The organism is Paenibacillus sp. FSL M7-0802 (genome assembly GCF_038004945.1).
Classification (GTDB): Bacteria; Bacillota; Bacilli; order Paenibacillales; family Paenibacillaceae; genus Paenibacillus; species Paenibacillus polymyxa_B.
Window position 1 is genome coordinate 5,650,526 of the sequence record NZ_JBBOSD010000001.1, and the last position, 26,659, is coordinate 5,677,184.

Sequence of the window (26,659 nt, forward strand, 5' to 3'; positions counted from 1 at the left end):
CTTTTTTGTATGAAAGCCACTAGTATAGGTGACTTCTATGAAAATGGGAAGGATAGGCCCTGTGTGCTCTGTACTTCGTAGTTAAACCTTCAGCTTTGCAAGAATGTCCTCCATCTTCTTCAGCTTACGATAAACAGCGGAGCGATCAATTCCTAGCTGTCTGGCTGCTTCGGCACTATTGCCACCACAGACCTGCAGCATCTGCTGAATGTATCGTCCCTCGGTTAACGCCGTATATTCCTTCAGCCCGCTCAGTTGACTGCGATTGGCCTGAATGAAATGGTCCAATGTGAACCAGTCTGTAACTTGTTCGACCGGCTGCTGCTGGCGCAGCACGGTCTGATCAGTTACGATCAATCGTTCGATGTAATTACGAAGCTCACGCGCATTCCCATGCCATGGCTCGGCTAGCATTCTTTGAAATTCGTCCGCTGGCAATACATACTTTTTATCATATACCTTATTGAAATGAGCAATAAAGCTGGAAATCAGTCCGACGAGATCCAGTCTGCGACTACGTAGCGGCGGGATATGGATCGGAATGACATTGATTCGATAGTACAAGTCCTCGCGAAACAATCCTTTTTTCACCATACTCCATAGATCACGATTGGTAGCAAATATCATCCGGCATTGAATGAGAATGGCTTCGGTGCTCCCCACACGCCGGAATTCACCACGCTCAAGCACATCAAGCAGTTTGGCCTGTATTTCCAGTGGAAGCTCGGCGACCTCATCAAAGAACAAAACGCCTCCTCTGGCCACCTCAAACAAGCCTTGCTTCTCGTCCATTAAGCCGGGCATAGCCCCCTGAACATATCCGAACAGCTCATATTCGAATAATGCGGCTGGAATAGCGGCACTATTAATCGGAATGAAAGGTCCGTTCCACTTCGCGCTCTGGCGGTGAATGTATTTGGCAATTACTGATTTGCCTGTCCCTGATTCGCCCAAAATCAGTACTTTGCTATCGTAAGAAGCGATCTGGTCACACACCTGAATAATTTGCTTCATCGCCAGGCTCTCAGCAATGATCCCGTTATTCTTAAGTACAGAGGCTGAAGTGACTGAACGTTTGCTGTTCTCATACGCATGTGGCAGCGTAGGGGCAGCTATGATGGATAATCCACCTTTATAGTTGTTAGTACTGGTAACAACGAGCTGCACCTCATCTGTACTATCAAGTATTGGAAGAGCAGTGGACTTGAGCTTAAAGCCACGTACAGTGTTGATATACTGAGTTACCTTTTGTTTGGACTGTATTGCTTTCATTGTTATTGATTCCTTGTAGTAGCCGGCTTTCACCAGGTCCTGTACATTGTAGCGCAACAGCTCCTCCAACGGAATGCCGATAGTCAAGGCAGTGAATTCATTGGAGATTAAAATATTACCTTTGGAATCCGTGACAAACAGAGGGGCAGGGGACTGATCGCTCTCATCGGTGGAACGTTTATCTATACGTCGGGTCATGATCGATCAACTCACTTTTGGATTATCGAGGCTATGCTGAAGTGATTGTTTCATTTTTATTATATCTGCTTTACGCTACGAACAACAGAGGTTACCCAGATAAAAATTAGCACGCAAATCTAATCAAAAAACGGACCGTTTCCTATTAAATATGGATATGGTCCGTTTTTTTCTTTGTTTACAAGTTATATTATACTGATGCTATCTGCTCACCGGTAATCTGTGTCTGTCCAAGACGATTTAGCAGTGCCTGCGCTTCGCTGAACATTGTCGTAATCATCTGCTCAACTGTCGTAATCTCGTCGCACAGGCCGCATATTTGTCCTGCCATGACCGAACCGCGATCTGTATCACCTTCGAAGACGGCTTTGCGCAGGGAGCCAAGGCTGATCTTCTCCAATTCGTCACGGGAGGCATGCTCTTGCTCCAGCTTGAGGTATTCGGCGATCATGCTGTTCTTGATGCTGCGGACGGGTCCACCGATGCTGCGTCCAGTAACCGTAGTGCTGGTATCGTCGGCGTCAATGACGGCTTGCTTGAAATTGTCATGCGTCGGGCATTCGACGGTGGTGAGGAAGCGCGTTCCGACCTGAACTCCCTGTGCGCCGAGTGCAAAGGCTGCTGCAATTCCGCGTCCATCGGCAATGCCGCCTGCGGCAACGACAGGGATGGATACGTTGCTAACAACCTGTGGAACGAGTGCCATGGTGGTTGTTTCACCGACATGGCCGCCTGCTTCTGTACCTTCGGCCACGAGGGCATGTACGCCGATAGCCTCCATTTTTTTGGCAATCTTGACGGAAGGGATGACGGCGATCACCTTAATGCCATGCTCCTTGAAGATTGGCATATACGGAGCTGGTGTGCCCGCGCCCGTCGTAACAATGTTGACTTTTTCCTCGACGATAACCTCGATCAATTCGGGAATATTATGCATCATCAGCATCAGATTTACGGCAAACGGCTTGTTGGTGGCTGCGCGAACCCTGCGAATTTCTTCACGAAGTACCTCAGCCGACATGCCGCCAGAGCCAATAATGCCCAGCCCGCCAGCATTGGATACAGCACTTACGAGTGGTTCACGGGCAATTTGGGCCATAGCACCTTGGAAAATAGGGTACTGGATACCGAGCAGTTCTGTAATATTCATGGTTAATTCCTCCAATATAAATTTATAGGTTGTACTATACTTAATACTAAAAATAGTGATTTGCTAATATAGCAACGGATTGATCAAACGGTTTCAACAGCAGCTGGTGCAGGGTTCTTACCATTTTCCAAGGCCTTATACAGGAATGTCAGCGCGAACCCGACCAAGGCAATAACGAGCGCAATGTAAAAGGCGTTGGTGAATATGCCGTTATTGGCGGCAGCTACCGAGTTCGCAATTCGCGGTCCAAAGAATGCGGCACCGGAATAGCCTATAAAGGTTATTCCGTAGTTGACACCATAGTATTTCATGCCAAATTTCTGTCCGACGATTGAAGGGAAGACGCCCATCGTACCACCAAAGCACAGGCCGATGCCAATAATGGCAATAGCAAATCCAACTATGGAGCCAGATAATGCAAGTGTCAGCATCATGGTGGCAATGACCAGATAGATCATCATCAGACAACGCAGATGGCCAATCTTGTCTGATATGGCTCCCCAGAAAATGCGTCCCAGACAGTTGCTAAGCGAATAAAGACTCACGAACAAGGCTGCTATACTGGCCGATAGACCGAACATCGTCTGGCCAATGACGGAAGCATTGGATGTAACCATCATGCCAGATAAAGCGCCGATCAGGAACAGGCAAGCAATGACGTAGAACAGGGGTTGCTTGATCATCTGCCGCCAGTTCAAGTTCACGGCAACCGGACGTAAACCTGACGTCTGCGGTGGTGTCCAACCAGCAGGGATATATCCTGCCGGACAAGCTTGAGTAAATAGCCCACCTGCCAAAATGACGATCAGAAAGGAGGTGCCAAGGATCATCATAGTGGTCTGAACTCCTGAGTGGGTAATCATCGCGTTTGCAAGTGGGGCAATGATTACTGTTCCACCGCCATAACCTGCGGTCACGATTCCAGCCGCGAGTCCGCGTTTGTCTGGGAAGAACTTGATGGTGTTACCGATTGTTGCCGCATAGACGACACCTTGTCCAAGACCAGAAATGATGCCATACGTCAGATATAGCATCCAAGGTGCAGTCGCAAGGCCAGTCAAGATGAAGCCAAGTCCAAACATGGTACCGCCAATGAAGATGGCAATTCTGGCACCTCCCCGGTCTACGAGCTTTCCGCCAAGAATCGCCGGAATCGGTGCAATTGCGCCGTTAATCGTAAAGGCCATCATAATTTCAGGCATGCTCACTGCAAGCATTTTACTCAGTGGCAGTGCAAAAATGCTGAAGGCGTAAATAGAGCCGACGCAAATATTGATCAGGGTCGCGGCGATTAGAATGCGCCAGCGATTCAGTTGTACATTTTCCATTTCGTGTTGGTCCTTTCTGATGCAGGATCAGTGCGCGTGGGATGAAGCATTACTCCGCAATTCCATAATTCGTGTCTGGTAGTCCGTTTGACAGCTACCGGTATCTCCTGAGCTGTACTATACAGTAGTCAAAGCGACATCCTCATGCTTCGCTTGCTCGCTACCCTTGATCGTAATCACGTCATGCAGCTTACCCCAATGTTCACAGAACATGCCGGCGTCCATTTCCTTCAGTTCTGGTGAGATGACAGGCATGAAGTCCATCTGATCGAGAATCTGGGTCTGCAAATCAATGCCAGGCGCGATCTCTGTCAGTGTCATTTTTCCATCTTGCAGCTGGAATACCGCACGTTCCGTCACATAGACGACCCGCTGCTTGACCTTGGTCGCATAAGAGCCACTGAAGGTAATTTGCTGGACCTCCTTCAGGAATTTCTTAGTTTTACCCTCCTGTACAATCCGAAGCTTGCCGTCCTCAACAGCAATTTGCAGGCCTCCTGCTGTGAAAGTTCCGGCAAAGACGAGCTTTTTGGCTGATTGGGAAATGTTGATAAAGCCGCCACAGCCCGTAACACGGGTACCGAACTTGCTGACATTCACATTCCCGGATTCGTCGGTCTGAGCCAGCCCTAGCACGGATAGATCAATACCACCACCGTCGTAAAAGTCGAACTGGGACACATGATCTACGATGGCCTCAGAGTTGTACGCATGCCCAAAATCCTTGATGCCTGCTGGTACGCCGCCGACTGAGCCTGCTTCGGTTGTCAGAATCAATTGGTCGCTGACGCCTTCCTCTGCCGCAACCGTAGCCACACATACCGGAATACCCACGCCAAGATTCAGAACGGTATTTGGTACTAGCTCAGCTGCGGAACGACGGGAGATAATTTTACGCTCGTCGAGCGGAATCACTTCCATGGCGTCCATCGGTACCTTCACATGTCCTGCGAAGGCAGGGCTGTATTGTGTGTTTTCAGTCTGGAAATGATTTTTCGGTTCGGAGATAATTAGATGATCGATCAGAATGCCTGGCACTCTAACATCCTTCGGATGCAGGGTCCCGTTCTTGGCCACAGTCTCTACCTGAGCAATTACGATACCGCCAGAATTGCGCACTGCCTGAGCAATCTGTAGAACCTCCATATGCAGACCTTCCTTTTCCAGCGTCAAATTCCCGTTCTCGTCAGCTATGGTACCGCGGATCAATGCGACCTGAATCGGGAAGCTCTTATAGAACAGCCATTCTTCGCCTTCCAGTTCAATCAGCTTGACGATCTCCTCCGTTGTGCAGGCTGACATTTTGCCGCCTTCCACACGAGGGTCGACGAAGGTCTCCATGCCTATCTTGGTAATGACACCTGGGCGCTTGGCAGCAATTTCACGGAACAGCTGTGTGATTACGCCTTGCGGCAAATTGTAGGCTTCACATTTATTGTCTTCAATTAATTTAGCCATAGCAGGCGAAGCAAGGGCGATCCCGCCGATCCAGCGTTTGATCAGACCTTCATGGCCTAGATGGCTCATTCCCTTGGTCCGGCGGTCGCCAACCGCACTGGCATGAACAACTGTTAGGTTGCGAGGATGACCAGATTCCAAGAATCGATCTTCGATGGCGATACCCATCTCCTCGGCCCAACAGGAGAGCCCAAAGCCGCTTGCGGCAATGGTGACTCCATCCGGGATAAGTGCTGCTGCTTCACTCGCTGAAATGATTTTGGACATAGAGTGCTCACTCCTTCAATAAAATGGATTGAAATCATATGGATATAAGTACATAGATTAGAAGTTCACATTACGTGCGGGCAAGCTGCCGAGTGTCATGTGCAAGCTAATTGCCGTCATCACGGAATAAGTAGAAAAATAGAAAAGCGGATATTCTGTTTATTGTGTGAAAACATTCACTTTCACTCCGGAATGAATTGTGAATATTTTCACTTGAATCATAATGCGTGTTTTTTTTCTCGTCAACGGGGGGCCAACGACTCGGGATAGAGGTGAGAAAGTGTAGCAAAATTGCGAATATGATGAGGGGTGAAAGGTTAGAAAAGCATGCAAATAAGGAAGAAAAATTGTTTATGGCAAGGGGCCTGAGCATAATAGAGCCTTGGAACACGGGATATAAAAGGAACGATGCCTTGTTTCAATAAGAAGAATCAAGGGGAGCCAAGGGAAAGTCTGGGGAAGTTATTATGCGTTGGCAAAAATGCAACACTTTCTTGATCTTGTGAGAATGGACGATGGGCAGAGGAGCCATTAAACCTTGAGGGTACTGGGGATATTCAGCAAGTAAGCACTATGTAAGTCCAATACATAACAATTCATATACCCAGGGCGAAGGGAGAATTCTGCATGAACAGTTTAAGGAGTTCAAAAATAATGAAAAAAATTTATGTTGTCTGTCGAGGTAGATTTTTTCGCAATTTTGCTACGATAGACTTTTTCGGAAATGGAAATACTTGACTGTAGAAACTTGGTATTACTTAGCTATCACAGTCCGTCCCGAGCTAAGAGCTACGTTTCGAGCCCTGTCCTCGAAGGAAGCAAACGCCTGATAAATGAAAAAGATATTGCTGGCTTGCGCAGGAGGATTTTCTACAAGTATGCTGGTGGAGAGAATGAAAGAGGCGGCTCGTGCACAAAATGTGGAAATTGTAATCGAAGCTTGTAGTGAGAGTAGCATAAGAGAGCATATGCCGGTCAATATTGTTATGCTGGGCCCCCAAATGGGACACGCGGAAGATGACGTGAAGAAAGAAGTGGGCAACGAGATTCCAGTCACTGTAATCAATATGATGAATTATGGAATGATGAATGGAGCGAATGTGCTGAAAACAGCGCTGGATATGATTTAAATCGCCAACTTTATAAAGCGTTATCATTCCTCACATTTAAACCTTTAAGACTACTTATAAGCAGTCTTAAAGGTTTTTTATTTCTGTATCCATAAGTTATGTTCAAGCATCCATATTTTGAAAATTCGATAAATTAAACAACAGAGATTAGATATTGATATGTTAAAACTACAGAATAGAAAATTAATCTCGCAATAAATATTATGTTAACTTAGTAGCGAATGGATGTTATTATCTTTTGGATGAGAATGATAATCATTATAATTGTAATCATGAATGGAACTCGTATGCACTACGAATCCAGATAAGGGAGGAAGCGATAACAAGATGAAGATACATAATTCTCCGTCTACATTTAATGATTACTATAACCATATAACCATATAGCCGATTCAAACCTTATAAACGATGAAAATGATCTCACTCAATCGGCATTGAAACATGAACATATTTATCATATACCCGAATAGTGGGGAAGCGGTGTGCATCGTACACATTTTTTACGTAAAGGCTTCGAGCTTTCGCACAGTAAAATGCTATTTCATGATCCAGTCCAGATTACAAGAAGGTTCGTTACGCCTTATTTAGAACTAGCGCTGAACATCGACTATTCAGCCGCCTGGTCCGTGGATGAATTTCGTTCAGAGCGTGAGCATGGAAGGCATGTACAGCTCATTTACATGAATGATGTGAAGATCCATGCGGCGATGCCAGCAAGCAAGGCGATGAATCACATGGAGCTGCGTTTTAACCCTTTGCTAAGGAGAGAATTGCTACAAGAACTGGATATTCGTCTGGAGCAATCTTTTGCTTGTATGGAGACGCTAATTACTCCTGACATGCGAGCTATTGCTTAGGAATTGTCATCTCATCCTTATCAGGGCATAACCCGACAGCTTTTTTTGGAGAGTAAGGCACTGGAGCTTATAGCTTTTTTGTACAAGAGATGTGCACCTCTTCCCCTAGACCGACGATGTTGATTAAGCCCAATGATGTACAGTCATTCACGAGGCGCGAGATATTTTACTGCGTACACTGGTTCAACCTCCGAGCCTGATTCGGCTGGCACAGATGGTACATATAAATGAACAAAAGCTTAAAAATGGCTTTAAAGAGCTATTCGGCACGACGGTATTTGGCTTTGTGCGCCAGCAGAGACTGGAAAAAGCCAAGTAACTTTTGGAACAGGAGCAGATTTCCGTCAGTGAGGCGTTAGCGATAGTCGGTTATAGCAACTTTAGTCATTTTGCCGCACTACTCAGTAAAACATTTGGTTATCTCTCGTTGCCAACGTAAAAACACCTTCAAGGTTATCTCCATATCTTACGACATGGTTCGATTCTCTTGAAGGTGTTTTGATTTGTCTCACGTTATGGGGTCAGTCTCATCCCCATTAATGCTAGTAGGGTGTTTTTAATTAACAGGAGTGTCCTTATGACAAATGATAAGCATTCCTGGTTACAAGAAGCAAAAAAAGTATAACCAAGGCAGGGATTTAAGACGTCCAGCATTGCCCGCCCTTTGGGTATTGGTAAATCAGGACAACAGGGCCATGATGAGGGCTCTGAGACCTGCGGAAACCGGGAGGAATAACACTGTAAAATTATAGGAAGAATAGGAGCGATTCAATTTTATTTATAGTATAATGGTTACTTCAATATGGGATGAAAACAGGGAAAGAGGAAACGAATGCCTACTATACTGGTTGCTGACGATGATGCGAACATTCGCGAACTCGTCTGTTTATTTCTACGCAACGACGGATTCGCAACAGCCGAAGCCGCAGACGGCAAGGAAGCACTGACCGTCTACGCTACAACGCATGTCGATCTTGTCGTGCTCGATATTATGATGCCGATAATGGATGGTTGGACGTTATGCAAGGAGCTCAGAAGAGCCAATCCTGATCTTCCCTTACTTATGCTGACTGCGAGAGGCGAAACATGGGAGAAAGTGAAAGGTTTCGAACTTGGAACAGATGATTATTTGACGAAACCGTTTGATCCACTGGAATTGACAGTTCGGGTCAGAGCACTGCTGAAACGCTATCGGATTGGCACCACGCAGATGATCCAGTTCGGCAACGTCATCCTTGATCGGCAGACCTATAAGGTGATGAGAGGGACGGAGTCGCTCACGTTGCCGCTCAAGGAGTTCGAATTGCTGTATAAGCTCGCTGGAACACCTGGACAAGTGTATACGCGCGAGCAGTTGATCGATCAAATTTGGGGGATCGATTATACTGGAGATGATCGAACGATAGACGTACATATTAAACGCCTGCGCGAACGGTTCGCTACAACACCCGATTTTCGTATCGAGACGGTGCGTGGACTTGGCTACCGGCTTGAGGTTTACGAATGATCAGATCCTTATATACACGTGTTGTCCTGACATTTCTGGTCTCCGTCCTCGCGGGCACGATCATTGCTTTTTTTGTAACATTTTGGGTGTTTGAAGAGAAATTGAACGAAAATTTGCAAACCACCTTATTTAACTTTGGTCAGGACATTGTCCGGGTTTACGAAACCATTCCGTTACGTGAAGCGGACTTATTCGTAAGTGGAATGAAACAACTCGATTCCTATTATATTCGAATTTTTGATGAAACGGGGCAGTTCCAGTCTTACGGAACGCTTAACGGACAAAAACCTGTTACTGTGACGATGGATCAAGTAAGGAAAGTATTGGGTGGAGAAGTTGTTCAAGTTAATCCGAGTAGTGTTTCAATGAACCTCTTGGGACTGAGGTTGAAAACGGAAATGGGAATGAAAGCGATGTTTGTGGAGCCGCTTATGTATCCTTCCGTCTCTTTTGCCCAAAAATGGTTATTTACTTTTTTGACCTATTCGTTGGTAACAGGAAGTCTATTGATTTTGGTTGCCTCTATATTCCTAGTCAGACCGATCAAAAAACTGACAAAAGCGACCAGACGTATAGCAGTTGGAGATTTCAACGTCAAGCTGAATATTAAGCAAAAGGGTGAGCTAGGTACTTTGGCTCGCAGCTTTGAAGAAATGATGCATGATCTACAGCAACTTGAGCAGATGCGTAGGGAGTTCGTCACGAATGTGTCGCATGAAGTTCAGTCGCCGCTCACCTCGATATCCGGTTATGCTATAGCACTCAAGCAAGTAGACATAGCAGATAACGAGCGAAGTCGTTATCTCGATATCATCATCGCGGAAGCAGATCGGATGTCCAAGATGAGCGATAGCCTGCTAAAGCTGAGTTTGCTTGAATCGCAGTCACAGCAGATGCGGCTGGTCACGTTCAGCCTTGATGAACAGATCAGACGAGTCATCGTCGCGATCCAGCCGCAATGGTCGGCTCGCAACATCCGTTTCGAGCTCAATTTGAAGACCGTTCGCCTATTGGCGGATCAAGATCAATTAAACCAGGTATGGACGAACATACTCGGTAATAGCATCAAATTTTCCAAGAATGGCAGCGTTATTAACGTCAGCATCAAGCAAGATATCAAAAGCGTAACAGTCCGAATATCCGATACGGGCATTGGTATTTCCCTTGAGGACCAGAAGCGTATATTCGAGCGATTTTTTAAAGCTGATCGTTCCCACAGTCGTAAATATGGCGGTAGCGGTATGGGACTCGCCATCGTTAAACAGATCGTATCGCTTCATCAAGGCGACATTCGAGTGGAAAGTGAACCCGGCCAAGGAACGACCGTCATTGTCACCTTGCCAATCACAACGCCACCAGATTAGTTAGATTCATAGGGTATCATTCGGATTATCTAAACCGCATTTTCCATGATACAGCATAATGTGCAGTTTCCTTGGACAACGTAGCATTTTTTTGCTTGTTCATACTCCGTTCATATTGTCGTCATAGGGAGTACATCTTCTTTCGTTAAGCTTTCATTAGCGGTTCGTTAAGGTAGCCCAACAAACAGAATGGGACAGGAGAAGTTGAGCGTGAAACGAAGAGAGGTAATGAAAATGAGGAATGGAACGAGAACAAATAAAGTACGAAGCATTTTGCTTAAAATAATAGGAACAATAGTTATAGCAATCGTGCTTTTTCTAGCCGTTGTCTATACAGTTAATATTATCAGCAGCAAATCAGAGCAAGGAAAAATACAATCCTATGGTCAGTTCGTACCTGTAGATGGGAAAAAAATGAATGTTTTGATTCAAGGAAAAGGCGAAGAGACCGTCGTGTTACTACCAGGTTATGGAACAGCAGCACCAGCACTTGATTTTAAACCGCTAGTAGAAGAGCTATCTCCATTTTACAAAGTCATCGTTATTGAGCCTTTTGGTTATGGATTAAGTGATCTAACCGAAAAGGAACGAAACACAGAGAATATTGTAAGTGAAATTCATGAAGCTTTACAGAGTCTTAAAATTGACCGATATATTCTAATGGGTCATTCCATTGCAGGCATTTACGGACTGGATTATGTGAACAAATATGAAAACGAAGTGAGTGCTTTTGTCGGGATTGATAGCAGTGTTCCAACGCAAGGTGGTGTGGATGCTGAATTACCAATAAAAACGTTTAAATTTCTCAAAAAATCAGGTTTAGCCAGATTGGTAATGAAACTTACTGGTGACCCATATGCTGGACTACCCTATGATGATGAAACAAAAGAACAAATGAGAATTCTTTCTCTCAAAAACATGTATAATTCCAGCACCTCAAACGAAATGGAAAATATTTATCCTAATTTTAAAGCAGCTAAAAATTTAACATTCCCAAAAAATCTGCCCCTTATTTTCTTTATACAAGCGAATAATACAGATGTGGAAAGATGGATACCACTACATGAAGAGCAAGTCAAAAATTCTGTTCATGGAAAAGTAATGACACTTGAAGGAGAACATTATTTACACCATACCAAATCAAAGGAAATCGTTGAAAACTTCAGGAGCTTTATGAAAGAAATAAAATAAGTGCACTGAAAAAGGCACCTTCACTATTTTCTACAAATGTATAAGTGATATAAAAAACCGTCCTTTGGTCATATCCCTGTCAAGTAGACAGATGAAAAAAGCTATGCAGCCAGCGCGTGCGGATACTCAATCGGTGCGCGCTGTTTGGGTTAAGACTGAAATCACTCGTAGTTATAAAAGTAGAGACAACAACAGGCAGGTGAGCGTATCGTCCAATTGCTGAACGAGCCAGTGATGCTGGGTGACCAGCTGCCTTCGGAAAGACACGACATTGAGCTGAGGCGCATAAGCTTTGGGTATGGTGACCAGCCTGTACTGCGGGATGTGAGCAGGCTTATGCCATTCCGTTCTTTCACAGCGCTTGGAGGTCCTTCTGGTAGCGGAAAAAGTACGGCCTGTATGCACGATTGTGGAAAAGACAGCATGAAGGAAGAGAGTCATAATCTGTATGAATTCATGATACAAACATTAAGAAACCGCCCCCGGAGGATGCCATATCATATCTCCAGGGGCGGTTTCTTGTGCTGTTATTTAGAATCATCGGCTATGACAGCTTGTACGGGCTGCCTGTAACGAAGCAATGGTAACAATAGCATCGCTCCGACCAAAAACAAGCCGGCGCTCACGGTATATACGGTGTTCAGGGAGGATTCGTGTTTGAGTGTTCCGCCGATACTCATACCGACGACCATCATCCCAGAGAACAGGGGAGAGAGGGCACCACCGACGCGGCCGATAAAAGCAGCTTCGGCGTTTTTCATCATCATTGTGTTGATACCGATATGAATGCAAGGATAAAATAGGCCGCTGAAAACTTGTAGTGCCATTGTCAGCACAATATTGTGTGACCATCCGACACCAAAGGTTGTCAGTGTGCTGACCAAAAGTCCGGCCACCAGCAGCAATTGCGGCTGTGCTTTTTTGGCAACCCCCATAATCAGGCCGCCTCCCACCAGCATAGCCGCTCCGTTCGCCATTAACGGCCATTGCAGGAATTCCTTGTTTTGTCCAAGGTTCTCGATGGCGACAAAAACCATTAATGGTTGAATAAGTCCGACCGCCAGCCCAATTACGGTAAATGTTCCCCCAAGCGTGCGAAGTGTTCGGTTATTCCATACATAACGTATTCCTTCTTTAAGCTCTTGAATGAAATGAGTTGGTTGATCATCTATCTCAAGTGATTGTTCATCTTGTGGAATGCGAGTCAGAACAAGCGCCGAGATGAGAAACAATATTCCGGTTATAGACATTGAAGTGAAAATTCCAAAGTGTTGATAAATAAATGTACCGATAACAGGGCCGATAACCATAAATAATGCCATGAGAGATTGAAAAAGGGCCATCACTCCCTGTAGCTGTTCTGGTGCTACATGCTGCTTAAATATCTTCATCGCAGACGGCTGAGAAAATTGAGATAGAATGGCTGAAAAGAAAGTGGACAGCAAAAGCACCTGCCATGACCCGTACCATAATGCCAACAAAACAATAAAAATAGAGGCCGCGGATAGCAAATCGCAACTAATCATGGTCCGTTTGGGCCGCCAACGGTCCGCGAATGTTCCTCCAATGATAGCGAACAGAAAAATAGGCATGAATTCAGCAACCGAAATGAGCGATACGTATACGGGATCATTATTAGTCAAATCTGTTACATACAACAGTATGGCAAAGTTGCGCACCCAAATGCCCAAATTTAGCAGCGCATTGGAGGCGATAATGGTCCTTATATATGGATTTTTAAACAACAACAAACTCTCCTTTCCTGTTTTCAGGGCGCAACCCCCCCTTGAAATATCATTTTATATAAACAAAATATATTTTTGTCTATATAATAATAGATAATATAATAAATTGACTACTGATTAGTCAAATGTTTTTTGAAATCATGAAGAAAGTAGAGCATGGAAAATAAAGAGGTCAATGATCCTTAAGGACGTGAATTAGAATAGTGGTAAAAGTACTCACTTTAAACTTGTGAATTGGGAATGATAACTAAACGAAAAAATGATCAACATAATAAATATTATGTTAACTAAAATGTTTATCTAGTAATAGGGATCTGAATCCGATGTACCTTTTAAATTCATAGTGATATAATTACGCGTACATGCCTGAAAAGGAGCGAATGGAACGTAAATGAACTTTCAAGTAGATTTTTTATCTTTTTTTGTAATTCAGGTAGATGGAAAAGAAGGACAGGGTGGTAAGTCCTATAAGCATTACGCTACAATGGACGACTACGATTATGACGAAAGCGATGTTAAAAAATTTCTGGACGGGGAATTTGCTCGTATTAGCAAGCGGAAGGTTGAAAAAAACCCCAGCACAGAGCAGGCACCGACCAAAATCGGCCGCTTTATCGTCGAACCGGAGCATGAATTGAGCAGTAATCCGAATTTTAATATGTTCGCCCGACTGCGGGCAGCAGAGGATAAGGAAGATTTTAAAAATGCTTGTGACGATTTGGTGCGGATGTATCTGGATACGAGCGCAGTACGCGGCGGAGCGCTGATTATTGTACAGGCTACCTTGAATACACACTCGGATGATCCGTTTATTTTTGTGCTTAAATGTGATTTCGAACCTAAAATTGCCAGAATTACTGAAAGTAGTCTGGTGAGTGAGGTTGAAATGGCTATTTCTGCCCGTAATATGAAATCCATCATGTATCCTTACATGCTTGAGGAAGGAATGAACGATGAGTGGGAGCTTAAAATTCACCAGTCTTCGCATGCCCGGTATTTTGAAGATTTTTTGAAATTCGTGACCTATGAGCAATCCATGCCCGAAATCGTCAATGAGCATGTCATGGGCTTCGTTCAGAACTATGTAGAAACCAAATGGCCGGATGCATCTAATGAGGAAAGACAGCAGGAAGAGCGCGATCTGGAATTGTGGGCGGCTAGCGAAAAACGGGATCTGCAAGGGAAATGGGAACCCCTTCAGGTCGTAGAGGCTGCACAGCATATTGTCGAGCTGAAACCAGAAATTGAAGTTCGTTTCAAACTAGATGATACGGCCGTGCGTGGGCTACTGTCCGACTTTGGCGCCAAGCTGCATATCACGAAACTTCATGATAGATATGCACTTATTATTGAAGGTGATGCATTTACGTTTGAAAAGGGATTTTCACCGATTGAGTTACTCCAACCTGAATCGTTTGAAACGGTGGCTGAGCGGCTAAAAGAGAAACGCCAGCATGAAAATGAGGACGTGGATGGCGATACGCCACCTTGGTAATTCGAATGCATAGCAGGACGACAAACTGAACTTTTACATTATAATGACTAAAAAACTGGCCTCTCAACGGATATTACCGCTGTGGAGGCCAGTTTTGTTTAGTATTTATGTTCGCGATCTACATATGAACTTTGCTAATTTGATCCTTCAGCTTGTCCGCAGATTGAAGCAATCTTGCACGTTCCTCGTCATTGAGCGGAAGATCCAAAATTTCACGTACCCCATTGTGATCTACGATACTTGGAACACCTAAATATACGTCAGATACTCCGTTATAATCTTCCAGCAAGGTGGACACATTAAGTACCGACCCCTCGTCCCCGAGAATGGCGGCTACGATTCGGTCGAGAGCCAGCCCGATAGCATAAGAAGTTGCGCCTTTAGCATCTATAATTTCATAGGCAGCATTCTTGGTATTTTCAAAAATTTCATTTTTCGTTTCTTCACCCAGTTCCAGTGGAGTTCCAGCTACGTTGGCTGTGCTCCATACAGGTAACTCGGAGTCACCGTGTTCTCCAATAATATGGGCGTGGATGCTTCGTGGATCGATGCCCTTTTGCTTCCCGATCAAATAACGGAAGCGTGCGCTGTCCAGCAACGTACCTGACCCAATGACTCTGCTTGAAGGCCAACCACTGCGTTTCCAAGAGATGTAGGAGAGAATGTCCACTGGATTGGTAGCGATCAGCAAAATGCCGTGTGTATTGACCTTAACGATATTATCAATAATACTTTCAAAAATTTCGGCATTACGCTTCAGCAAATCAATGCGCGTTTCTCCCGGCTTTTGTGAAGCACCTGCTGTAACAATAATGATATCTGCATCACGGCAGTCTTCATAATCACCTGCCCACACTTTGACACCACCGAGAAAGGGAAGCCCATGATTCATATCGAGCATTTCCCCCTTCGCCTTTTTGACGTTGACATCAATAAAGACAAGTTCTGACATGCGTTGGCGCAGCAGTAGGGTATAGCCGGTTGTTGTACCAACCGCTCCCATGCCGACAATGGCCACTCTACTTCGTTTGTAAGGTTTTAAGCTCATAAAATCCTCATCTCCTTCTCGGGTTGAATACCTTTTCATTTTGGGGTATTTCTTAAAAATTTATCTTTCCAACTTAGTGTACCGTATATATTTACCCACCGCAAAGAAATATGACATTTTTCCTTGACTTCAAAGACGAGCTCGCTAATAATTAATCGAATGATAAGAACACGCACTAAAGCGTTGCAGCACCGATATTGACGCATGAAATTATGGAAAGAGGATTCGGCATATGGACTTATTTCGAAAAAAAACAGGACTGCTCCCGCATGAGGAAAGCGGATCTACAGGTCACTTAAAGAGAACAATGGGTGCCTTTGATCTCACCATGCTAGGTGTAGGATGTATTATCGGTACTGGGATTTTTGTTATTACTGGCAAGGCAGCAGCAGAAAATGCAGGTCCTGGATTGATGCTCTCCTTTGTTATTGCAGGTATTGCCTGCGTACTAGCAGCCTTGTGTTATGCGGAGCTTTCATCTACAGTTCCCGCAGCTGGGAGCGCTTATGCGTATAGTTATATTGTATTTGGAGAAATTTTGGCCTGGGTACTGGGGTGGGACCTGATTCTGGAATACGGAGTGGCGGCCGCCTCTGTGAGTAGTGGATGGTCTGCTTACTTTCAAGGCTTGCTGGCTGGATTTGATGTACATTTACCGCTGGCTTTAACCGCAGCCTTCGATTCAACTAAGGAAACCATTATTGATCTACCAGCCGTGTGCATCATTATGCTCATTACACTGTTACTGAGTCTCGGAGCCAAGGAGACGGTCCGATTCAATTTAATAATGGTTTGTGTTAAAGTCGGAGTTGTATTGCTATTTATTGGGATCGGTATCTTTTATGTTAAGCCTGACAACTGGACACCATTTTTGCCTTATGGTTTTTCTGGTGTTTTGAGTGCTGCGGCAATCGTATTTTTTGCTTATCTGGGTTTTGATGCCATCTCAACTGCAGCCGAAGAGGTTCGCAATCCGCAGCGGAATATGCCCATCGGCATTATTTCTTCTCTAGCGATCTGCACGGTACTGTATATTGCGGTTTCAGTTGTACTAACAGGAATGGTACCTTATACGCAGTTGGGGGTAAGTGATCCTGTTGCGTTTGCTCTCCGCTTTATTCATCAGGATTTTGTAGCCGGATTGATTTCAGTCGGTGCGATTGCGGGGATGACCACCGTTTTACTGGTGCTGTTGTTTGGTCAAACGCGGTTAATTTTCTCTATGTCACGTGATGGCCTTTTACCCGTTTTTTTATCCAAAATTAATGCCAAAACTCAAACACCGATACGAAGCACTTGGCTGGTGGGCAGCATTATCGCATTGGCTAGTGGATTGTTTCCATTACATGCACTGACCAATTTGACGAGTATTGGAACCCTGTTCGCTTTTGCTGTGGTATCGGTAGGGGTTATCGTGCTGCGCAAGAAACGCCCTGATTTGAAAAGAGGCTTTACCGTGCCGTGGGTGCCGTTGCTCCCGCTTTTAAGTGCTTTGGTTTGCATCGGTCTGATGCTTCAGCTTCATATTAGCACCTGGATTGGATTTATTGTGTGGCTCCTGCTTGGATTGCTGATCTATTTCTTCTATGGATACCACAAAAGTTTGTTGAACCGTAAATCTTAATAAATTCTAGTATAAAAAAAGCCGGCATCCTGCACTTTTGTGAAGGGTCCGGTTTTTTTTGACATTACGCGAAAAGTGTCACATAGAGGCGTTTATGGTATAATTCTGTTTCAGATAAGCTTTTGGCACGTGATTACAGCATGCCATCGAGGGAGGATTTTTATATGAAACTGCGCTGGCGTGCGCTCTTAGGGGGAGTACTGCTACTGACGGGCATTCTACTGACTGCCTGTTCTGCTGAAGCCCCAGAAACGTTAACTAAACCTCCGATTGAGGAACCTGATGACCAGGGTCAGACGATTACTATTAATCCACCAGTGACTCCAAAGGTGGGCGATCCCAACGCCAAATATGTAGTTCAGACGCGAATAGCGGATTTTCATTTAATTGATAACAATAAAGGGTTAGTTTGGGGAGTTACCCATAATGAGCTCCGGCTTTATGATACTCATGATGGCGGAAAGACATGGAATAATATTTCCCCCTCCGAAAATGTCCAATTTCAAGACAAACTTGAATATGGAAAGGACATCAGTTTCACTGATTCTCGTCACGGTTGGGTTGTCCGTCAAAATTTGGACAAAACAGCAACCGTCATTCTGAGAACAGCAGATGGAGGACAGAGCTGGGATGTTTCAGCGCTTCCAAGCGGGGATCATGTGAGCTCGATTCAATATGTAAATCCAACTACTGGCTGGATCATGGCATATGTAAAACTGAATGAGCAGGATCAACAAAAACTGTTGTATCACACCACTGACGGGGGAGCCACGTGGAATAAAGTTGCGCAAAGTTCTGGTACGACATCCAACAAAACAGGCTCAGGTTTACCCGATCGGGGCAGTCTGGCAGGAATGAGCTTTTCTTCCAACAATCAGGGATTTGTAGCGATCAATCTGGATAGCAGTGTTAAGTTATACAAGACTTCGAATCAAGGGAAAACCTGGACTCCGGTAGCTAACAGAATACAGGGCTGCCCTCAGGCCAAAGCAGAAGCTCAGCAGTCTCTGAAAGGGAGCAGTTCCTCGTATTGGATTCCGGTTCTTTGCTATGGGGCTAACGGCACAAAATATAATGGACTGTTTACAAATGATACAGGGGCCCAATGGAGCGGTGTGCCTTTGGGTCTGAGTAGCAACATTAATTCTATTATCCCTGGACGTACGTTTCTAAACGAAAAGGAAGGGTGGATCATAACTGAAACCGGAATGAGCCGTACATTGGATGGGGGGAAGACGTGGACAAGTCTCACAGGCAACAAAGTGCTACCTTTGAAGCTAAAAGACTACCCACGATCGGTCAAGCTCCGTTTCGCTTCTTCTTCGGTGGGTTGGCTCCTTTTGGAACGCCTTGATGATAAGAAGTCACTGCTGCTGAAGACGACGGACGGCGGTGCGAACTGGAGAATTTTATAATCGCTATAAAGCTGATTGCCCTGGGGTGTTTTTCCCAGGGCGTTTTATTTTTAAAAAATTTAAATTTTATACGACTATATGTGAAAAAAATCACAAACCAACGAATAAGCCGCTGTTATACTAAACCTGTAAACAACGATAGGAGTGATAATCATGACAGCGAATCAGGATCATATGTTAACCCAATACTACCTTCAATTTTGTTATACTTGCCAGGATGCCTATGGTTGCACGACTGAAGAGGACTGCAAGCAGTGTGCAGAGCGTTACGCTGAAGACGAAGATCATGAAGTTCTGAATGAAACACAACGTTATCTCCAGCTTGTACATGTGTAAATCGATGCATCATTCTGATATCGCCATATCTTGAGCCTCCCGGATTATTCCGTGGGGGCTCTTGGCGTTCTTGAGAGTTGCTATCAAATTTGGGCAGGAACATACATATACTGTTATAGAAAGCTTAGGTCAGGTCAGGATGCCCGGTAGTTTCCCTGTGGAATGCCTGGCGGAGAGGAGTGCGGTGCATGGGATTTGAGTCATTATGGATGTTCGATTGGCTGGGCACGGTACTGCCCGTATTTTTCGTTGTCGTGTTGGGAATTGTCGTGTTGTCTGCAGGCAGGGAAGTCATGGAATGGAGTCGGAATAAAAGACAGCCTGTATTGACGGTCGGTTCCCGAATTACAGCCAGAAGGACACATCTCCAACAGAGGCGGCAGGAGGAACAAGGGACTCGTACCTATACTTTCTATTACGTAACCTTCGAGGTGGAGAGTGGCGACCGGATGGAGTTCAAGGTATCTGGGGAAGAATATGGTCAATGCGCTGAAGGTGATGAGGGACGGCTTACTTTTCAGGGTACAAGGTATATCGGGTTTCAGCGTCTTAATCGCTATAGCTTGGAACAGGTTAAAATGTAGAATTCAGTCTAATGTTCTTGGATTCATTTACAGCCTTCTGCGAGAAATCAGGATAGGGGGCTGTAGATGTTTCTTGTACAGCACATTTTGGTACATATATACTAGAACAGAGTAGTTCAGAGGAGGAATGATTTGTGTCATTTGAGGGACAAGTTGTCATTGTAACAGGAGCGGCGCATGGCATCGGGAAAGAGGTCGCTTTTGCCTACGCTGCTCAGGGTGCCCATGTTGTATTTGCGGACCACAATGAGGAAGAGGGTGCCGCAGCCGCTGCAGCGGCCCGGAACGAAGGCTATCAGGCCATTTTTATTCCTTGTGATGTGCGGAAGGAAGAAGATATAGTGGCGCTAATCCGTGCCACGGAAGAAGAATACGGTACGATTCATACGCTAATTAACAACGCTGGCGTGTCCAAATGGAAATCTCCATATGAGTTAACGATAGCAGAATGGGATGACATTTTGAATACAAACGTACGCAGCTGTTTTATTGCCACTAGGGAAGCGGCTAAGGTAATGAAACGAAACGTAGAAGGTGGCTCTGTGGTCAATATGACCTCTACACGAGCTTTCATGTCAGAGCCGGATACAGAAGCCTACGCGGCATCCAAAGGAGCCATTGCGGCCCTTACACACGCGATGGCTATGTCGCTAGGAAAGGACGGGATTCAGGTCAATTGCATCAGTCCAGGGTGGATTGAAACCGGGGATTATGAGCAACTGCGTGCAGAAGACCATCAACAGCATCCGTCTGGGCGAGTAGGAACCCCTAAAGACATCGCACGGGCCTGTCTGTATTTGACACAACCTGGCAATGATTTTGTAACAGGCACGAATCTGGTAGTAGATGGTGGCATGACGCGCAAAATGATTTATGAGCCATAATAAAAGCCTAAATGAGTAGTCCCAGTCTTGGGGCTATTTTTTTGTTTTTCTGGACTGTCACCCATTGGGCATTTGTACCATACGATAGGGTATGTGATGGAGAAGCGAGGAGGGGACGCGGTGGCTGTAATCAAGACCAACTCAGAGGATGTAAGGACCCTCGCCCGACTGATGCGGGCTGAGGCCGAAGGCGAAGGAGAGCAAGGAATGCTCATGGTCGGTAATGTTGGGGTGAACCGGATTTTATCCAATTGCCTGGATTTCCAGGGCATACGTATGATGAATGACATGGTGTTTCAAAGCCCCGGCGGGTTTGAGGCTACTCAGAAGGGGTATTTTTATCAGAAAGCCCGTGATCGGGACATTCGACTTGCCCAGCGTGTAATCAATGGAGAGAAAATACGTCCGGCATCCAATTCATTATGGTTTTTCAGACCTGCCGGAGACTGCCCAGATACCTGGTATAGCCAGGTCAATACCGGACGTTTTAAAGCCCACTGCTTTTTTAGCCCGACTGTACAGGATTGTCCTAATGTATATTAGACAATTTACAGAATGGCTTTAAGAATTAAATTTAAACTATTTTAGGAGGAATTTACATGATTTCACAGCAAGCTTACCGTCCCGTATCTTATGCTTCTGGCAATGGGTATCCCGAATGGCCAAGAGGGATGACTCCAATCGGAACCATGCAGCCTATGACTGGCTTTCCACCTCAAGTAAGTAGTGGCAGCCCTATGACACCAACGGGTACCGTAGTGCAGGTTCAGACTCCGCAATACGAGCAATCATACATCGAAAATATTTTACGCTTGAACTTAGGAAAAACGGGAACCTTTTATATGACCTATGAAAATAACCGGGAATGGAATGCGAAAATATTCAAAGGCATTCTGGAAGCAGCAGGTCGGGACCACATTATTATTAGTGATCCGGCGACGGGCAAACGGACCATTCTACTAATGCTAAACCTGGACTATGCAACATTTGATGAGCCGTTGTTGTACCAATATCCCGGCGTCATCGGGAACCCGGGTGCATCCCCGGTTCGCTGATGCCTTCATATATATGAGTCTACATCCTCTGCCAGACGGCAGGGGATGTATTTTGTTTATAATCTTTCTCAAATATAGTAGCTTTCTTGATGGTAAGCGGCGAAAACGAGAGCTTTACAACCTAAATGATAGAGGAGCTGTTTTTTCTGACATTGCTTGTGGTTTGACTGTATAGAGTATAGTTATATAATTAAATATAAGCTGATGAATGATCTAATCATTTATGCGGAATATGGCTTTGGAAGCCGGAAGGAGTGAATGTGTTGGGAAGTTGACGCTGCTTATGATGTGTTATCGTTCTGTCTATGATGAAACTATCCGAAGGAGGTGCGCCTGTCTGCCGTAATGACGGCTGATGGGGAGCATATTGAGTGACCCTTTACCGAGTATGTTTAACTTATTTATTGTTTTTGCATTAGTACTATTGAATGGTTTTTTTGTATCTGCGGAATTTGCCATGGTGAAGGTCAGAGGCAGCCGTATTGAAACATTGGTGGAAGCGGGCAATAAAAAGGCCGTGTACGCCGCCAATATGTTACACAACTTGGACGCTTATTTGTCTGCCTGCCAGTTGGGTATTACACTAGCATCGTTGGGACTAGGATGGATCGGAGAGCCGGCCATCGCACATTTGATCGAACCTGTATTTACAGCCGCCGGATTAGGAGCGGTATATGTGCACGGTACTGCCGTGGTTATTGCATTTATTGTCATTACGATTCTGCATATTGTCTTGGGTGAATTGGCGCCCAAAACGATAGCTATTCGTAAATCTGAGACCATTACGCTGTATTCAGCCATGCTGATGACTTGGTTTTACAAGTTGATGTATCCATTCATATGGGCGTTGAATGGAATGGCGAACAGCCTGCTGCGTTTATTCCGTCTGGAGCCGGTATCCGAGAATGACGATTCCGCGCATACCGGAGATGAAATACGCATTCTGATGAAAGAAAGCAATAAGAGCGGACTAATTGATAATACGGAATTGGCGCTTGTTGATAATATATTTGATTTTACCGACACGACCGCCAGGGAAATCATGATTCCGCGAACTGAGATGATCTGCTTATACAGTAATGAGTCCACAGAAGAAAATCTCGCGATTGCGACGGAAAGCATGAGAACCCGTTATCCAATCTGCGCCGAAGATAAGGACCATATTATCGGCTTTATCCATATTAAGGACCTTCTACGGGCGAACACACTGGATACCCGTACGATGATTCGACCGATTCTTGCTGTCCCTGAATCTACGCAAATTAGTGATCTGCTCAAACGTATGCAGCGTAGCAAGACGCAAATCGCAATTTTGATTGATGAATATGGCGGTACATCGGGTATGGTAACACTGGAAGATATTATGGAAGAAATCGTTGGTGAAATTCAGGATGAGTTCGATCAGGAACGTCCGAGTTGTGAGCAGATTAATGACGAGGAATTTTCCATTGACGGCATGTTATTAATTGATGAAGTGAACGATCGCTTTGGACTGGATCTTGATCATGAGGATTATGATACGGTAGGGGGCTGGCTATACTCACATGTCGAGGTTATTCCCCCACTGCCTGGCCAGTCTGTAGTGTTTGAGGGATGTATGTTCACGGTAGAAGAAGTTGAAAACAAGCGGATTTCACGTATTCGGCTGATAAAACAGCCTATCATCGTGGAAGAAGCAGGAGTCTCATAACGGAATAAATCTAGAGAGCGACCTTGAACGATGTGGGGTCGCTTTTTATTTTGTCTTCTTTACAGAATGGACATGAATTGATATGATGTTCGTGTGATTGTCAACCTAATTATAATTATTTAGGTTGACAATAAAAAAAGAACTTCTCTACGCTGAAAATCTTATCCATTTACATGATCATTAAATTTTGGGAGGCAAGAAGTATGAATTTACTAAACAAGGTTATAGAATGGGACTCGTTGGCTGAAAAAGCAATACACGGCAGTTGTGTATCGCTGGAAGAAGGCATAGCGGTACTGGAAGCCGACGATGAAGAATTATTACCGATTATGCAAGCTTCATTTCGGGTGCGGCATCATTTTTATGAAAAAAAAGTAAAGCTCAACATGATCATTAATGCCAAAAGTGGCCTATGCCCGGAGGATTGCGGTTATTGCTCACAATCTATCGTATCCACGGCGCCTGTGAGCAAGTACAGTATGTTGGACAAGGAATCACTGTTGGCTGGAGCTAGGGAAGCAGTAGCGCGGAGAGCAGGGACCTATTGCATCGTAGCTTCCGGCAAAGGTCCAACAGATCGAGAACTGGATCAGGTGATTGAGGCAGTACAAGAAATTAATCGCACGATGCCGCTCAAAATTTGCGCCTGCTTAGGGATTCTCAAGGGAGATCAGGCACGGCGGTTGGCAGAGGCTGGGGTACATCGATACAATCATAATTTAAATACAAGTAAGGCCAACTATCCCTCGATTACAACCACACATACATACGATCAACGCGTCGAAACTGTGAAAATGGCTCAATCTCACGGAATGTCTCCATGCTCTGGCGTTATTATCGGGATGGGGGAAACGAATGAGGAAATCGTTCAAATGGCTTATGCCTTACGGGAGTTAGATGCTGACTCTATTCCGGTTAACTTCTTGAATCCAGTCCCTGGAACCCCGTTGGAGGGAGCAAAGCGAATATCACCTATCCAAGCTTTGAAGGTGCTGGCACTGTTCCGCTTCATCTGTCCATCCAAAGAAATACGCGTTGCAGGTGGACGAGAGTTGAATTTACGCTCGTTACAACCGCTATGCCTGTATGCAGCGAATTCAATTTTTGTAGGAGATTATTTAACGACAGAAGGCCAAGAGGTCACATTTGATCATCAAATGATTGAAGATCTTGGTTTCGAAATTGAGATGTGTGCCCTTTCAGCCGTATAATAGAAATTGTACAAACTTGGAAGGGAGAGTTAAACGATGAGCGAAAAAGTATTTATTAGTCCAGGTAAATATGTGCAAGGGAAAAATGTGATTGATAAAACAGGTGAGTATGTTAAGCCATTAGGTCATACTGCCTTGGTTATTGCAGACAAGCTGGTTTGGGAGATTGCAGCCGACCGCGTAGTAAAAAGCCTGGAACAGGCTGATATTGCGGCGGTTAAAATTGAGTTTCAAGGGGAAGCATCCAAAAATGAAGTCAACCGTATTGCGGATCAGGGACGAAGCGCCCAGGTCGACATTGTCATTGGTGTAGGTGGTGGTAAAACGCTGGATACTGCCAAAGCCGTTAATGAACTACTCGGTTCCTCGGTTGTGATTATTCCAACAACCGCTTCTACAGATGCCCCTACTAGTGCACTATCTGTTTTGTACACTGATGAGGGTGCATTTGATACGTATACCTTTTTCAGTAAAAATCCGAGCCTGATCCTGGTGGACACGAAAGTCATTTCTCAAGCGCCGCCCTTGTTTCTCTCCTCAGGTATTGCAGATGCCATGGCGACGTGGATTGAAGCCCGTGCGGTCATTGAAGCTCGCGCAACGACAATGGCTGGTGGTTTGCCAACCTTGGCGGCAGAAGCCATTGCGTCCAAGTGTGAGGAAGTTCTTTTCGATTACGGACTGCAGGCTTACGAATCCGTGAAACGCAAAGTCGTCACACCTGCGCTTGAAGCGGTAGTGGAAGCCAATACGTTGCTAAGCGGTTTGGGCTTTGAAAGCGGCGGTTTGGCAGGCGCACATGCGATTCACAATGGTTTTACCGTTCTGGAAGGAGACATTCATCACCTGACACATGGTCAGAAGGTAGCTTTTGGCACCTTAGTCCAGCTTGCCTTGGAAAAAAGACCTTTGTCCGAGGTGGAGCGGTATATTGACTTTTATCTAAAACTCGATCTGCCTGTCACGCTGGAAGACATTAAGCTCCAGGAAGCTTCCCGAGAGGATTTGTACCGGGTAGCTCAGGCTGCTACCAAAGAAGGCGAAACTGCTCACAATCTACCATTTGCTGTCACAGCGGATGATGTGCTTGATGCGATTTTAGCGGCTGACCAGTATTCACTTGCCTACAAGGCTAAAATTGGATATAGAAACTAAACCCATACGAAATAAAGTAGAATCAAAGGTCGCTGATCAGCGGCCTTTTTCCCATTATTTAACTTGCAGCTTATGTTATGATTTTTATGGTACATAATCAGGAAATGCCGGGAGTATATTTATGGCTCCCCTAAAATTTGAGAGGGGTTTAGCGATGGCAAAATGGAATGTAGAAGATCAAGGTACTCAATATAGTATTGAGTACAAGCGTAGCTTAACTGGCGGAAAAATTATTGTAAATGGAAGCGAGCAGAAGGTTAAAAGCCAGAACGCATTTTTGAACTTGATTGATTTTCCAATTAGATTGAAAGAAAAAGCTGTAAATGTTGTTGTCATTGGCAACAAAGCAGATTTAGCCGTGGACGGTGTGTATCTTGGGTCCAATCAACCTTATGTTCCTGTGAGTAAAGTTCCCGGCTGGAGTTGGGCTTTTGTCGTGGTCAGTTTGGTTATAGGATGGCTATTTGCTGGCATCTTTGGTCTGTGTTTGGGGATATTAGGCAGTATGTTTTATGTGAAATCATCTTTATCCATGCATCAAACCACCAATCGAAGAGTTGTAAATTGTCTTATTGTCTTTTTTATCATCAGCGTGGTACAAATTGTTTTTGGAATTGCAGCGAATTCTTGGATTAACACGTTGTAAAATAGATCTAACATAGCCTATAGGATGAAGCAAGAAGGCTCTCACGCAT

At 44.9% G+C, this 26,659-nt stretch carries 23 protein-coding genes and 1 pseudogene; 18 read left to right on the top strand and 6 right to left on the bottom strand.

Features of this window, described 5'->3' with window-relative positions:
* Positions 1 to 81 precede the first annotated feature (81 nt).
* The 4 genes from MHB54_RS25885 to MHB54_RS25900 form a co-directional block, all read right to left on the bottom strand.
* The gene (locus MHB54_RS25885; RefSeq protein WP_028541659.1) at positions 82 to 1,470 is read right to left on the bottom strand and encodes a sigma-54 interaction domain-containing protein; all 1,389 of its coding nucleotides are present in this window, start codon (positions 1,468 to 1,470) and stop codon (positions 82 to 84) included.
* A 190-nt stretch (positions 1,471 to 1,660) separates the two neighbouring features.
* Positions 1,661 to 2,620, bottom strand: a complete 960-nt coding sequence (locus MHB54_RS25890) for a DUF561 domain-containing protein (protein ID WP_264453713.1) — start codon at positions 2,618 to 2,620, stop codon at positions 1,661 to 1,663.
* Between the two features lie 83 nt (positions 2,621 to 2,703).
* Positions 2,704 to 3,948 carry an L-lactate MFS transporter gene (locus tag MHB54_RS25895; protein WP_023988900.1) on the bottom strand — a complete coding sequence of 415 codons (1,245 nt, stop codon included), beginning with the start codon at positions 3,946 to 3,948 and terminating at the stop codon, positions 2,704 to 2,706.
* Between the two features lie 117 nt (positions 3,949 to 4,065).
* Positions 4,066 to 5,673 (bottom strand): acyl CoA:acetate/3-ketoacid CoA transferase, encoded by a 1,608-nt coding sequence (locus tag MHB54_RS25900; RefSeq protein ID WP_340982055.1) that lies wholly within the window; start codon positions 5,671 to 5,673, stop codon positions 4,066 to 4,068.
* A gap of 833 nt (positions 5,674 to 6,506) precedes the next feature.
* Between MHB54_RS25900 and MHB54_RS25905 the strand changes: the two genes are divergently transcribed.
* From MHB54_RS25905 to MHB54_RS25930, 6 genes and pseudogenes are all read left to right on the top strand, one after another.
* Entirely contained in the window at positions 6,507 to 6,803 is a 297-nt protein-coding gene (locus tag MHB54_RS25905; RefSeq protein ID WP_023988898.1) for a PTS sugar transporter subunit IIB, read from the top strand.
* Between the two features lie 482 nt (positions 6,804 to 7,285).
* On the top strand, positions 7,286 to 7,660 hold the full coding sequence (locus MHB54_RS25910; RefSeq protein WP_023988897.1) for a hypothetical protein: 375 nt from the start codon (positions 7,286 to 7,288) through the stop codon (positions 7,658 to 7,660).
* An 832-nt stretch (positions 7,661 to 8,492) separates the two neighbouring features.
* Positions 8,493 to 9,167: a response regulator transcription factor gene (locus MHB54_RS25915; protein WP_023988895.1), complete on the top strand. Its 675-nt coding sequence runs from the start codon at positions 8,493 to 8,495 to the stop codon at positions 9,165 to 9,167.
* Entirely contained in the window at positions 9,164 to 10,531 is a 1,368-nt protein-coding gene (locus MHB54_RS25920) for a sensor histidine kinase (RefSeq protein WP_023988894.1), read from the top strand. Before MHB54_RS25915 ends, MHB54_RS25920 begins: the two co-directional genes overlap by 4 nt.
* Before the next feature lie 228 nt (positions 10,532 to 10,759).
* Positions 10,760 to 11,722, top strand: a complete 963-nt coding sequence (locus MHB54_RS25925) for an alpha/beta fold hydrolase (protein WP_413630617.1) — start codon at positions 10,760 to 10,762, stop codon at positions 11,720 to 11,722.
* Positions 11,723 to 11,911: 189 nt separating this feature from the next.
* Positions 11,912 to 12,115 (top strand): annotated as a pseudogene (locus MHB54_RS25930) (ABC transporter ATP-binding protein); the annotation flags it as partial.
* 134 nt (positions 12,116 to 12,249) lie between these two features.
* Here the strand turns inward: MHB54_RS25930 and MHB54_RS25935 are convergent.
* Positions 12,250 to 13,467: an MFS transporter gene (locus MHB54_RS25935; protein ID WP_264453715.1), complete on the bottom strand. Its 1,218-nt coding sequence runs from the start codon at positions 13,465 to 13,467 to the stop codon at positions 12,250 to 12,252.
* Between the two features lie 391 nt (positions 13,468 to 13,858).
* Here MHB54_RS25935 and MHB54_RS25940 point away from each other — a divergent pair, with 391 nt between their 5' ends.
* Positions 13,859 to 14,962, top strand: coding sequence for a DUF3900 domain-containing protein (locus MHB54_RS25940; protein ID WP_028541652.1), 1,104 nt, complete (start codon positions 13,859 to 13,861; stop codon positions 14,960 to 14,962).
* Positions 14,963 to 15,080: 118 nt separating this feature from the next.
* On the opposite strand, the gene MHB54_RS25945 is transcribed toward MHB54_RS25940, so the two are convergent.
* Positions 15,081 to 16,010: an L-lactate dehydrogenase gene (locus tag MHB54_RS25945; protein WP_013310450.1), complete on the bottom strand. Its 930-nt coding sequence runs from the start codon at positions 16,008 to 16,010 to the stop codon at positions 15,081 to 15,083.
* A 232-nt stretch (positions 16,011 to 16,242) separates the two neighbouring features.
* On the opposite strand from MHB54_RS25945, the gene MHB54_RS25950 reads away from it, so the two are divergent.
* The 11 genes from MHB54_RS25950 (at position 16,243) to MHB54_RS26000 (ending at position 26,610) form a co-directional block, all read left to right on the top strand.
* A complete protein-coding gene (locus MHB54_RS25950; RefSeq protein WP_264453716.1) occupies positions 16,243 to 17,634 on the top strand; it encodes an amino acid permease in 1,392 nt (463 codons plus the stop codon).
* Positions 17,635 to 17,798: 164 nt separating this feature from the next.
* A complete protein-coding gene (locus tag MHB54_RS25955; RefSeq protein ID WP_023988888.1) occupies positions 17,799 to 19,049 on the top strand; it encodes a WD40/YVTN/BNR-like repeat-containing protein in 1,251 nt (416 codons plus the stop codon).
* Positions 19,050 to 19,202: 153 nt separating this feature from the next.
* Complete coding sequence (locus tag MHB54_RS25960) at positions 19,203 to 19,385, top strand: hypothetical protein (RefSeq protein WP_264453717.1); 183 nt, start codon at positions 19,203 to 19,205, stop codon at positions 19,383 to 19,385.
* A 188-nt stretch (positions 19,386 to 19,573) separates the two neighbouring features.
* Complete coding sequence (locus MHB54_RS25965) at positions 19,574 to 19,969, top strand: DUF2500 domain-containing protein (RefSeq protein WP_013371386.1); 396 nt, start codon at positions 19,574 to 19,576, stop codon at positions 19,967 to 19,969.
* Between the two features lie 134 nt (positions 19,970 to 20,103).
* Positions 20,104 to 20,853, top strand: coding sequence for an SDR family NAD(P)-dependent oxidoreductase (locus MHB54_RS25970; RefSeq protein ID WP_023988886.1), 750 nt, complete (start codon positions 20,104 to 20,106; stop codon positions 20,851 to 20,853).
* A gap of 120 nt (positions 20,854 to 20,973) precedes the next feature.
* A complete protein-coding gene (locus MHB54_RS25975) occupies positions 20,974 to 21,396 on the top strand; it encodes a cell wall hydrolase (protein WP_023988885.1) in 423 nt (140 codons plus the stop codon).
* Positions 21,397 to 21,452: 56 nt separating this feature from the next.
* On the top strand, positions 21,453 to 21,908 hold the full coding sequence (gene gerQ, locus MHB54_RS25980; RefSeq protein ID WP_023988884.1) for a spore coat protein GerQ: 456 nt from the start codon (positions 21,453 to 21,455) through the stop codon (positions 21,906 to 21,908).
* 388 nt (positions 21,909 to 22,296) lie between these two features.
* Positions 22,297 to 23,598: a hemolysin family protein gene (locus MHB54_RS25985; RefSeq protein ID WP_175405309.1), complete on the top strand. Its 1,302-nt coding sequence runs from the start codon at positions 22,297 to 22,299 to the stop codon at positions 23,596 to 23,598.
* Positions 23,599 to 23,801: 203 nt separating this feature from the next.
* Positions 23,802 to 24,809, top strand: a complete 1,008-nt coding sequence (gene bioB / locus MHB54_RS25990) for a biotin synthase BioB (protein ID WP_028541650.1) — start codon at positions 23,802 to 23,804, stop codon at positions 24,807 to 24,809.
* A 36-nt stretch (positions 24,810 to 24,845) separates the two neighbouring features.
* Positions 24,846 to 25,964, top strand: coding sequence for a glycerol dehydrogenase (locus MHB54_RS25995; protein WP_264453719.1), 1,119 nt, complete (start codon positions 24,846 to 24,848; stop codon positions 25,962 to 25,964).
* Positions 25,965 to 26,118: 154 nt separating this feature from the next.
* Positions 26,119 to 26,610 (top strand): hypothetical protein, encoded by a 492-nt coding sequence (locus MHB54_RS26000; RefSeq protein ID WP_028541648.1) that lies wholly within the window; start codon positions 26,119 to 26,121, stop codon positions 26,608 to 26,610.
* The last annotated feature ends 49 nt before the right edge of the window (positions 26,611 to 26,659 follow it).